11 protein-coding genes are annotated in these 10,685 nt (G+C 71.8%); 7 read left to right on the top strand and 4 right to left on the bottom strand.

Going from position 1 to position 10,685, the window contains the following annotated elements; genetic code table 11:
- Nucleotides 1-156: 156 nt before the first annotated feature.
- Nucleotides 157-1,107 (bottom strand): NADP-dependent oxidoreductase, encoded by a 951-nt coding sequence (locus ACWDRW_RS34185; RefSeq protein WP_451730472.1) that lies wholly within the window; start codon nt 1,105-1,107, stop codon nt 157-159.
- A 71-nt stretch (nt 1,108-1,178) separates the two neighbouring features.
- On the opposite strand from ACWDRW_RS34185, the gene ACWDRW_RS34180 reads away from it, so the two are divergent.
- A complete protein-coding gene (locus ACWDRW_RS34180; RefSeq protein ID WP_451730469.1) occupies nt 1,179-2,132 on the top strand; it encodes a GlxA family transcriptional regulator in 954 nt (317 codons plus the stop codon).
- Nucleotides 2,133-2,213: 81 nt separating this feature from the next.
- Complete coding sequence (locus ACWDRW_RS34175; RefSeq protein WP_451730466.1) at nt 2,214-3,068, top strand: hypothetical protein; 855 nt, start codon at nt 2,214-2,216, stop codon at nt 3,066-3,068.
- Between the two features lie 3 nt (nt 3,069-3,071).
- Here ACWDRW_RS34175 and ACWDRW_RS34170 read toward each other — a convergent pair whose 3' ends face one another.
- Nucleotides 3,072-3,635 (bottom strand): TetR/AcrR family transcriptional regulator, encoded by a 564-nt coding sequence (locus tag ACWDRW_RS34170; protein ID WP_451730464.1) that lies wholly within the window; start codon nt 3,633-3,635, stop codon nt 3,072-3,074.
- Nucleotides 3,632-3,994: a DUF1304 domain-containing protein gene (locus ACWDRW_RS34165; protein WP_451730461.1), complete on the bottom strand. Its 363-nt coding sequence runs from the start codon at nt 3,992-3,994 to the stop codon at nt 3,632-3,634. The genes ACWDRW_RS34170 and ACWDRW_RS34165 overlap by 4 nt, the downstream gene beginning before the upstream one ends.
- A 266-nt stretch (nt 3,995-4,260) precedes the next feature.
- Between ACWDRW_RS34165 and ACWDRW_RS34160 the strand changes: the two genes are divergently transcribed.
- Genes ACWDRW_RS34160 through ACWDRW_RS34140 form a run of 5 tightly spaced genes read left to right on the top strand, consistent with a single transcriptional unit; the run spans nt 4,261 to nt 8,662 of the window.
- Entirely contained in the window at nt 4,261-6,018 is a 1,758-nt protein-coding gene (locus tag ACWDRW_RS34160) for an ATP-binding protein (RefSeq protein WP_451730458.1), read from the top strand.
- Nucleotides 6,015-6,425: a roadblock/LC7 domain-containing protein gene (locus tag ACWDRW_RS34155; RefSeq protein WP_451730456.1), complete on the top strand. Its 411-nt coding sequence runs from the start codon at nt 6,015-6,017 to the stop codon at nt 6,423-6,425. Before ACWDRW_RS34160 ends, ACWDRW_RS34155 begins: the two co-directional genes overlap by 4 nt.
- Nucleotides 6,422-6,832 carry a DUF742 domain-containing protein gene (locus tag ACWDRW_RS34150; protein ID WP_451730453.1) on the top strand — a complete coding sequence of 137 codons (411 nt, stop codon included), beginning with the start codon at nt 6,422-6,424 and terminating at the stop codon, nt 6,830-6,832. Before ACWDRW_RS34155 ends, ACWDRW_RS34150 begins: the two co-directional genes overlap by 4 nt.
- On the top strand, nt 6,813-7,418 hold the full coding sequence (locus ACWDRW_RS34145) for a GTP-binding protein (RefSeq protein WP_451730450.1): 606 nt from the start codon (nt 6,813-6,815) through the stop codon (nt 7,416-7,418). Before ACWDRW_RS34150 ends, ACWDRW_RS34145 begins: the two co-directional genes overlap by 20 nt.
- Entirely contained in the window at nt 7,415-8,662 is a 1,248-nt protein-coding gene (locus ACWDRW_RS34140) for a cytochrome P450 (RefSeq protein ID WP_451730447.1), read from the top strand. Before ACWDRW_RS34145 ends, ACWDRW_RS34140 begins: the two co-directional genes overlap by 4 nt.
- 73 nt (nt 8,663-8,735) lie before the next feature.
- Here ACWDRW_RS34140 and ACWDRW_RS34135 read toward each other — a convergent pair whose 3' ends face one another.
- Nucleotides 8,736-10,466, bottom strand: coding sequence for a hypothetical protein (locus ACWDRW_RS34135; RefSeq protein WP_451730445.1), 1,731 nt, complete (start codon nt 10,464-10,466; stop codon nt 8,736-8,738).
- Between the last annotated feature and the right edge of the window lie 219 nt (nt 10,467-10,685).

The raw sequence follows: 10,685 nt of genomic DNA, 5'->3' as shown, positions 1-10,685 counted from the left end.
CCCCGCACTGCAAGTTACCCTCGATGGAGTGAATCTGAGCATGTTCGATTGACATATGTCTGTGAATATCGAATGAGAGCTCTCCATCGAATGAGAGCTCTCACAGGGCGCCCGCGGTCGGACCCGTGCCGCTGGTCCGACCGCGTACCGCTCAGATCAGTCGACCACCAGGACCAGCTTCCCGGCCGTCCGGCCGGTGTCACCGAGCCGGTGCGCCTCGGCGGCCTCGGCCAGGGGGAAGGTGCCGGCGATCGTGGCGCGCAGGGCACCCCGCTCCACGAGGCCGGCGACGGCCTTCATCCCGGAGTGCGAGGCGTCCACCAGCATCCGCAGTGCCCGCACGCCGAGGCGCTCGGCCTCCGTGTACAGCTGGTCCGAGCCGACCGGCAGGATCGACACCAGCAGCCCGCCCGGACGCAGCACCCGCAGCGAACGCAGGCTGTAGTCGTCGCCGATGGTGTCCAGGACGACGTCGACGTCCCGCACGGCCTCGGCGAAGTCGGTCGACCGGTAGTCGATCAGCTCGTCCGCGCCCAGCTTCCGCAGGAAGTCGTGCTTGCCCTCGCTCGCGGTGCCGATGACGTACGCGCCGCGGTCCTTGGCGATCTGCACCGCCACGTGCCCGACCCCGCCGGCCGCCGCGTGGATCAGCACCCGCTGCCCCGGCCGCAGGTCGGCCGTCTCGACCAGCGCCTGCCAGGCGGTGAGGGAGACCAGGGGCAGCGCGCCGCCCTGGACGTGGTCGATCACGGCGGGCTTCAGGGCGAAGGCGCGGGCCGGGCCGGTGACGTACTCGGCGTGCGAGCCGTGGCCGAACGGGTACGGCAGCATGCCGAAGACCTCGTCGCCGGGCTGGAAGCGGGCGACGCCGATACCGACCGCCTCGACCACGCCGGAGACGTCCCAGCCGAGGACGAAGGGCGGCTGCCCGAGGAAACCGCCGTGCTCGCGGTGCTTCCAGTCGGTGGGGTTCAGCCCGGCCGCCCGGACGCGGACCAGGATCTCGTTGGGACGGGGCGCGGGGCGCTCCAGCTCGGCTTCCTTGAGGACCTCGGGACCGCCGAGGACGTCCTGGGTGATGGCTCGCATGGTGTTCACAGTGCTCATGGTCAACCAGCGTGCCGGGCGCCGCCCGCGCGGAAAATGGCAAGATGGCCATCATTCGATAGGATCGTGCCATGAGAAAGGAACGTGTGGTCGTCCTGGCGCTGGACGGGGTCTACCCCTTCGAGCTGGGCATCCCGGCCCGGATCCTCGGCGCGGCGATGGGCCGCTACGAGGTGCTGACCTGCTCCGTCGACGGCCGGCCGGTGCGCAGCAACGCCGACTTCACCATCGGCGTCGAACAGGGCCCCGACATCCTGGCCACCGCCGACACCGTGGTGATCGCGGCGATCGACCCGTACCGCATCCCCGTCGAGCTGACCGACGAGCTCGACGCCGCCCTGGCGCTGATCCCTCCGACGGCACGCATCGTCTCCATCTGCACCGGCGCCTTCGTCCTCGCCGCGGCCGGACTGCTCGACGGGCGCAAGGCCACCACCCACTGGCACCTGGCCGACCTCTTCCGGCGCCGCTACCCGCACATCGACCTCGACCCGGACGTCCTCTTCGTCGACGACGGCCGGATCCTCACCTCGGCCGGCGCGGCCTCGGGCGTCGATGTCTGCCTGCACATCGTGCGCAAGGACCACGGCAGCGAACTGGCCAATCTGGTCGCCCGCTCCTGTGTCGTCCCGCCGTTCCGCGACGGCGGCCAGGCCCAGTACATCCCGCAGCCCGTCCCGGAGCCGGGTGCCGCCAGTACGGCCGCCACCCGTGTCTGGGCCCTGGAACGCCTCGGCGAACCGCTGACGCTGGCCGATCTCGCCGCCCACGCCCGGATGAGCGCACGCACCTTCGCCCGCCGCTTCAACGACGAGGTCGGCCTCAGCCCCGGCCGCTGGCTCATCCAGCAGCGCGTCGCCCGCGCCCGCCACCTGCTGGAGGCCAGCGACCTGCCGGTGGACCACATCGCCGGCGAGGTCGGCTTCGCCACCGGCGCCTCCCTTCGCCAGCACCTGCACGCCGCGATCGGCGTCTCGCCGCAGGCCTACCGCCGCACCTTCCAGGAGTCCGCAGGCCGGGGCTGAACGTTCCCCGCCGCCGCCGAACGTTCTTGACCGCCGCCGCGTCGGAGGAGCGAGGAACCGAACGGCGGACAAGGGGTGGGGATGCGCGCGAGGCTGTTGGTGGTGGCGTTCGCGGTGGCCGTGACCGCGGTGGGCTGCGGTGACGACGGGGAGGGCCTGGTCGTCGAGGGGGCGACGCCGGCCACGCCGTACGACGGACCGCTGCACGTGCCGGTCCGGAACCTCGACGAGGACAGCCCGGAAGCGGCCCGGGTCGGGTCCGGCGCCGCCGGCCGCGCCCTGGAGTGCGACGGGGAGATCTACTCCGGCGGCGGCGCCGACCGGTGGAGCGAGGGGGACGGGGGATCGAGCCCGGCGGAGGGGCTTCGGGCGTACTTCGACATCGAGCAGCCCGACCTGCCGCGCACCGGCTACCGCGAGGAGCGCCGGGAGGGCGACCGGGTGCTGTACTCCCTCGACGTCGAGGGCCGTACCAAGGTCGCGGTCGTCGTCGCCAAGGACGGGGAGAACCGGCCCGGCTGGGGTCCGGAGACCAGCGCCTCCTGCGACCCGGCCGAACTCCCCGCGAGCTTCACCGACTCCCAGTGGTACGAGATCTGGACCGACCGGGACGGCCGACGGGTGCCGATCACGACGGTGCACAGCAGCGCGGGACCGGACCACTGCGACTGGCAGCGGGCCCACTTCCTGGCGATGGGCCGGGGCGTGGACGCCGAGACCTACGCCCGCGATCCCGCCGGGGTACTGCCGCCGGGCGCCCTGACCTCCCCCTACGACGGTGACGTCCGGATGCCCGCCGACGCCCGTGACACCGGATACCGCTACGAGGAGCGGGAGTTGTGGCTGGTGCAGGACGAGCCGGCGAAGGTGTACGTCCGCACCCCTGACGGTGTGGAGGCCTGGCCGCGGCTGGCGGACGGCTTCGGCTGCAAGTAGCGGTCAGCGGCTCGCGTGCAGGGCGACCAGCAACTGCCAGACCTGGTGGGCCACTTCCTCGGAGGTTGCCTCGATCAGGCCGTGCAGCCAGTCGGCCAGCACCCCGGCGAAGGTGGCGGCGACGGCGGACGCGACGAGGGGGGCGTCCGCCGCGCCCGCCAGTTCCCGCTCGCGCAGGCTGTACGCCCTGAGGTCGCGGTGCAGGACACGGCCGAGCGGGCCGCCGCCGCCCGGGGCGAGCAACTCCTGGTAGAGCGCGGTGTGCGGGGCGAGGGAGGCGAAGAACTCCACGAGCGCGGGCGGCGCGTGCACCGGGTCGGGGCGGCCCCGCCAGGCGTGCAGGGCCTCCACGGCCTCGCGCACGATGTCCGCGCAGGCGTCGACGGCCAGTGCCTCCAGGCCGTCGTAGTGCAGATAGAAGGTAGCCCGTCCGACCTCGGCACGGCGTACCACCGCGGCCACCGAGACCCGGGTCAGCGGCCGTTCGGCGCACTCGTCGAGCAGGGCCCGGCGCAGCCGTTCCCGGGTGCGGGCGGTCCTCGGGTCCGCGGGCGGGGGCGTGCTCATCCGGCGACCAGGACGGCGGCCAGAGCGAGCGCGCCGGGCAGGGCCTGCGCGACCAGGATGCGGCGGTTCGCGGTGGCCGCGCCGAACACGCCCGCGATCACCACACAGACCAGGAAGAAGACCTGGACGCGGAATCCCGTCGGGTCGTCCGCGATGAGCCCCCAGACCAGGCCGGCGGCCAGGAAGCCGTTGTACAGGCCCTGGTTGGCGGCGAGTGGAGCGGTCGTGCGGGCCAGGTCGGGACCGAAGCCGTGCAGGGACCGTCCGGGCTTCTTCTGCCACAGGAACATCTCCATCACCAGGATGTAGACGTGCAGGGCGGCCACCAGGCCCACCAGCACGTTCGCCACCGCTTCCATGATCATTGCACTCCTTTGTCGTTGGACAGGTGTCCATAATAGCCGGACAACTGTCCAGGAATGTTTATGACCGATTCCTGGCGGAGAGTGACGGAACCCTCACCTCCATGGACCGGGCATGGTTGATCCTTTTGCCCTCCAACCCGATAAGCTCCCTCACGGCGCCGCGAGTTGACCCGGTCGCGTGGGTCTCCCGTGGTGCGTACTCATGAGTGCGGCCCCCTTGCACACCCCCCTGTTCGATCGCGTTGGTTCGAAGGATGCAGATGGAACTCGCCACTCCGCCCCCGGCGGCGCGGGCCCCTGTCGCCTGGTACAGCTGGTGGCTGATGCCGCTGGCTTTAGGAGGCGGGACGGTCGCCGCGACCTTCATGAGCTCCGAGGGCATAACCGCCGCCGTCGCGGGTGCCGCGGCCACCGCGGCGAGCAGCGTGTGCGTACGGCTGCTGATCCGCACCCGGACGCAGGCCGGCCGCGCCGAAAGTGAATTCCGCACCGCGCAGGCCGAGCACTCGCAGCAGTGGCAGCAGCACGTGGCGGGCCTGGAACGGAAGTTCGCCGCCGAGCGGGTCGCCCAGGACGCCGAACGCGCCGCCGCGGAAGGCCGGCTCGCCGAGCAGGCGGCTGGTTACGAGGCGCAACTCGCGCAGCAGGCAAGGGCGTTCGAGGAGCGGCTGGCAGGCCAGGCCCAGTCCTACGAGGCCCAGCTCGCCGACCAGGCCGAGGTGTTCAAGGACCAGCTGAGCCACCAGCACGACGCGGTAGCCCGGCTCGCCGGGGAGCAGCTGCCCGAGGCGCTGGAGCGGCTGCGCGCCGGCGAGGCGGTCGACGACCTGCTGCCGGTCACGAACCAGTGCGCCAAGGTCAGCACCGAGCTCCAGGCCGAGCTGCGCAAGGTCCTCAGGACCGCCCTGATCGGCGTCGAGGCGGAGTTCAACCGCTCGACCTCCGCCGAACAGGCCGTGATCAGCATCGGCAACCGGATCCACGTCCTGACCAGCAAGCTGCGCGGCCGGCTGCACGAGATGCAGGGCGAGCACGGACGTCTGCCATCCGTGGCGCGCGGCCTGATGGAGCTGGACCAGGCCATCGGCCCCGCCGACTGTCTCGCCGCCAGCGTCGGCGTGCTCGGCGGCTCCGACCGCCCGGGCCGGCAGTGGCAGGAGCCGCAGCGCCTGCTCAGCGTGGTCCGCGGCGGCATCGGCCGGATCAAGGACTTCCACCGGGTCGAGGTACGCCATCTGCCCGAACTCGGCGTCGACGGCGGCCTGGTGGACCACCTCACGCTGATCTTCGCCCACCTGCTGGACAACGCGGCCCGTTACTCGCCGCCCACCGAGCCGGTGGTCGTCTCCGGCAAGGAGGTGCCCAACGGCGTCGGCATCGAGATCCAGGACTCCGGCAAGGGCCTGAGCGAGGAGAAGAAGCGCGAGGCCGAGCACGCCCTGGCCGGCACCGCCGCGGGCGCGGGCCTCGGCGGCATCTCGGAGGACGCCAGCATCGGCCTGCGGGTCGTCGGCACCCTGGCCCGCCGCTACGGCATCCGCGTCACCTACGCGGACTCGCCCTGGCTCGGCACCTCGGTGGTCGTCGTGGTCCCGCACAAGTACTTCAGCCCGGTGGCCGCCTCCGCCGTGCCTGCCGCACCCACCGCGTCCGCCGCTCCGACCGTCCCGGCGCCGAGGACCCCGGCGACCGCCACCGGCCTCCCGGTCCGCGCCGCCGTCGCCTCCGCCCCGGCCGGGGCGGACGTGGGCGACGACGTGGAGACCACGCCCGGTGGCCTGCCCAGGCGCCGCAGCAGGCGCAGCGAGGCGGCCCGCCACGAGCCCGCCGAACGCACCGAACGCAGCGAGGGGGCCCCGGTCGCGGCCGTCCCGCCGGACGCGTCCTTCGCCGGCCTGGCCGCCTTCGCCACCGCGGGCCGCGAGCCCGACGCGGGCGTGCCCGGCGACGGCCCCGACGCCACCGCGGGACGCGAGTCCACCGAGCCCCAGACCGAAGAGAGCGACAAGTCCGCATGACGCAGCAGGGAACCGACGTGAGCTGGGCGCTCCGCGATCTGGTGGAGTCCATCCCCGAGATCCGCTTCGCCCTGGTGGCCTCCAGCGACGGCAAGGCCATCACCTCCTACGGCGCCGAAGACCCCGACGACGTGGACCGTTTCGCCGCCGTGGTGGCGGGGCTGCAGGCGCTGGCCCAGCCGGTCGCCGAGCAGTTCCCCGCCTACGCGGGGCAGCTCAGGCTGGCCATGATCGAGGTCGACGGCGGCCACCTGTTCGTCGTGCGGGCCGGCGTCGAGACGTATCTCGGCGTCCTCGCCCGCGAGGGCCTCGACCAGGGGCTGCTCGGACATCAGATGAGGGACCTGGCGCGCAGGATGGGCGAGTTGCTCGGCACCACTCCGCGCCTGGAGGAGCACTCTGGATGAGTGCTCCCCGCCGGCCCACGGACCCTCCCCCAAGCTCTCGGCTCCGCTCGAGTTGGGGGGACCCCCAAGGTCTCGAGCGCTACTACGTCCTCACCAAGGGGCGCAGCGGACCGGGCGGTTCGGCGTCCAGCCTTGACGTGGCGACCCTCATCGTGACCCTGACGGCTCCCGTCCCGGGGATGCAGCACGAGCACGAGGAGATCCTCCGGCGCTGCCGCGATCCGCTGTCGGTGGCCGAACTCGGCGCCCATCTCGGATTGCCCTTCAACATTCTCGCGGTGCTGCTGGCGGATCTGCTCGAGGCAGGCCGCGTCGAAGCCCGTGACCCCATCCCGGTGCACGGCGCCGGCCGCGGGCCCGACCTCGCGCTCCTTGAGGAGGTACTCAGTGGACTTGAAAGGCTTTGACCACCCCGACGGGCCGGCCTCCGGGGCCACCCGCTCGGTGAAGGTGATGATCGCCGGCGGGTTCGGCACCGGGAAGACCACGATGGTCCGCTCGGTGAGCGACATCAAGCCGCTCACCACCGAGGAGACCCTCACCCAGGCGAGCGCCGACGTCGACCACCTCATCGGGGTCGCCGACAAGACCGAGACCACCGTCAGTCTCGACTTCGGCAAGATCAGCATCAACGACAGCCTGATGCTGTACCTGTTCGGCACCCCCGGCCAGGAACGGTTCTGGTTCCTGTGGAACGGCCTGTTCAAGGGCGCGCTCGGCGCGGTCGTCCTGGTCGACACCCGCAGGCTCGCCTCCAGCTTCCGGGCGATCGAGGAGATGGAGCGCCAGGAGGTGCCCTTCGTCATCGCCCTGAACGTCTTCCCCGACTCCAAGGAACATCCCATCGAGGAGATCCGGGACGCCCTGGACATCTCCCCCCACACCCCGATCGTGGTCTGCGACGCCCGCGACCGGGCCTCCAGCCGTGACGTGCTGATCACTCTGATGCGTCACTTGAAGGAACGCTCCGTCGTCGCCCTGGAGCCCCGATGAACGACCAGAACCCCGACACTCCCGACACCCCCCGCGGCTGCCCGGTCGCGCACGGTTCGGCCGAACTGGTCCGGCTGTACGGGCCCGAGGCCGCGACCGACCCGCGCGCCATCTACGAGCGGCTGCGCAAGGAACACGGCTCCGTCGCCCCGGTGCTGCTGGAGGGCGACATCCCCGCCTGGCTGGTCCTGGGCTACCGGGACAGCCGACGGGTGCTCGACAACCCCAGCCAGTTCGCCCGGGACGGGCGGATCTGGCGGGACTGGCGGGAGGGCCGGATCGCGGAGAACTCCCCGCTGATTCCGATGCTGGCCTGGCGCCCCGACTGCGTGTCCCAGGACGGCGAGGCCCACCGCCGCCTGCGCGGCGCCGTCAAGGACGGACTGCAGTCCGCCGCCGACCGCGGTATCCGGCGTCACGCCACGCACTTCGCCAACAAGCAGATCGACGCGTTCGCGGACACCGGCCGAGCCGATCTGGTGGCGGACTACGCCGACTTACTGCCGATGCTCGTGATCGCCCGCGTGCTGGGGCTCGCCGAGGCGGAGGGGCGCCGCCTGGTCGAGTCCTGCGCCCAGGTGATGAAGGGCGGCGAGGACGCCGTCATGCACGACGGTGTGATCCGGGAGATCTTCGGTGAACTCGCCGAGCGCAGGCGGGCCGAACCCGGCTCCGACCTGGCCACCGGTCTGCTGGAGCATCACGCGGCGCTCGACCAGGACGAGGTCGTGCTCCACCTGCGCGCGGTGCTGATCGCCGCGCACGTCACGACCAGCCTGCTGGCCCGGGTGCTGGAACTGGTACTGACCGACGCCTCCCGGCTCTCCGGGCTGATCAGCGGGCAGCTGAACATCTCGGCGGTGGTGGAGGAGGCCATGTGGAACTCCCCGCCGCTGGCCGTCCTGCCGGGGCGCTTCGCCGTCAGCGACGTCGAGCTGGGCGGGCATCGCATCGAGGAGGGCGACCTGCTCGTGCTCGGTCTCGCCCCGGGCAACCTCGACCCCGAGATCCGGCCCGACCCGAGCGTCTCGGTGCACGGCAACCAGGCCCACCTGGCGTTCGGCGCGGGACCCCACGAGTGCCCCGGGCAGAACATCGGGATGTCCGTCATCGAGGTCGCGGTGGACGTCCTGCTGCACCGGCTGCCGGGCCTGCGGCTGGCCGTGCCGCCGGAGGAGCTCACCTCGACCGCGTCCACCTGGATGTCCCCGCTGGACAGCCTGCCGGTCGAGTTCGCCGTATAGGACCGGGACGACGCTGCCCGGCCGGATGACCCGGCCGGGCAGCGTCGTCCCGTCTCCGGGTCAGAGCCCGGCGTCAGCCGTCGAGCCAGTCGCCCGCCACGTCACCGGGACGGTGTCCCGTGGCGTTCCAGAGGAAGTGCGGATGGGCGCAGCCGAACATGTAGGCGAGCAGTGCGGTGTCCTCCCGCCCCGTCCGCGGGTCGTGCAGGGTGTGGTAGTACTCGGATCCGACCGCGCCGGAGTCCTCCTGGACCTCGCGGGCGCGGGCCGTGGACGCTCCGGCGCCGGCCGCCTCCACGGCGGCGATGTACGTGCGGCGCAGGATGTCCCAGGTCGTGTCGACGTTGCCGTGCCAGGGGCCGTGCAGCGCTTCGAAGGCACGGAGCTCGGCGTCGAAGAGCTCCCACGTCCCGGGGTGTTGGACCCGGCAGCGTGCGGACAGCTCCGAGGTTCCGGGGCTCAGGGCCGGCGCGGTGGGCCGCGGGGCGATGGTGAGAGTCGTTCCGTGGGTGAGAATGCCGGTGCACGCGTTGGGCTGCAGGTCGCACAGCGGGCAATCCTCGGCCGGCGGGAGGCCCCCGGTGATGCCGTCGAACCACAGGGCGTGGCGCCCCGTCAGCCCCATCCAGACGATGGTGCTGGGCATCAGCCACGAGTTCCACATCGGCTCGTGCGCCTCGGGCATGCAGCCGTACTTGATCAGGGCGATGGCACTGGCGGCGTAGAGGGCCTTGGTGTGGGTTGGCATGTCGGCGAGCCAGAAGTTGCTGATCTCGCCGGTGAGGGCGTCGGCCCGGACGTCGGACATGTCGTCCACGACCCGGCACAGGAGCAGGGAGGCGAGGTGTTCCTCCTGCCAGAGCTCGGTGTCGGGTGAGACGTGCCAGAAGAGGCAGTCCATCATCTGCAGGAGCGAGTAGGTGCTCTGGCCGAGCGGGTTGGTCTGGGGGAGTGCGACGCTGCCCGCCTCGTGCTGTTGCAGCCAGTACTCGTCGACGGACCGCTTGTGGGCCGCGAAGAGTCCGCAGACCAGGGCCCGTGCGGTGTTGGTGCTGAAGTTCTCCGCCAGGCGGCCTTCGATGAGCTGGGTCAGGTGCGCGGTGTCGATGGTGTCGATCACGCGCTTGTACTCGTGGAAGAGCAGGATGTCGTCCTCGAAGCGGTGGCGGTAGCCGAGGTCCCCTTCGAGGTCGTTCATCAGCCGGGCCAGGACCCAGCCGCCCGTCAGGACGCTGTCGAGTTCCCGGTGGTACGGCCAGGTCTTGACGGCGAGGGGCCGACCGGCGCTCTGCCGCCAGCCGTAGTCGGCCAGCGTGCGTTCGGGGGGCGTGGGCAGCCGACGGCACAGCGCGCAGTCGCAGACGTCGGTCCGCTCCTCTTCGCGCGGCGGGGTGAGGGCCCGGCTCCGCCAGGCCCCTTCCAGCATCGCGCAGGTCAGTCGGCAGACCTCGGCATCGGTGCTGACCTGGGGGAAGGCCGCTTCGATCAGGCGCAGGCTGGTGTCGAGCCGGCGCAGCCTGGCGTGGCCCTCCTCGTCGGGCGGGAGAAACGGGCCCGGCGCCAGCCGGAGGGCTCCCTCCACATGCAGCGTGGTGCCGGTGTGGGGGGAGCCGAGTGCCTCCAGCCGCCGCCGCGCGGCGTCCTCGCGATCTCGGAACTCCTCCGTGCGCCCGTTGGCGTGTTGTGCGAAGAGGCGGGCCAGGGCGCCGCCCGCCTCCGCCGGCTGGAGCAGGACGCCGGGCCGGGCCGGGACGGAACCGCCGGTGGGTATCTCCGGATCACTGCCTACGACTCGAGATCTCACACCGGGTTCCCTTCAAGCGGTGTTCCTGGCAAGGGAATCGACCGGCCGAGTGGCGGTCGGCCGGTCGATTCCGGGGGCGTGCCGAAGGGCAGGTCGAACCTGACGTCCTGGGGCATGGGGGTGGGGTCCTTTCGAACTCGCTTTCCCGATACGCAAGTTGAATCGAGAAGCGGAACGAGGCTTCCCAGGCCGAAAACGATCTACACCGTGACCATGCCG

It is taken from the genome of Streptomyces sp. NPDC003635 (assembly GCF_053587635.1).
The sequence above is the reverse complement of the archived record's forward strand: the minus strand, read 5'-3'. Positions and strand labels throughout refer to the sequence as shown.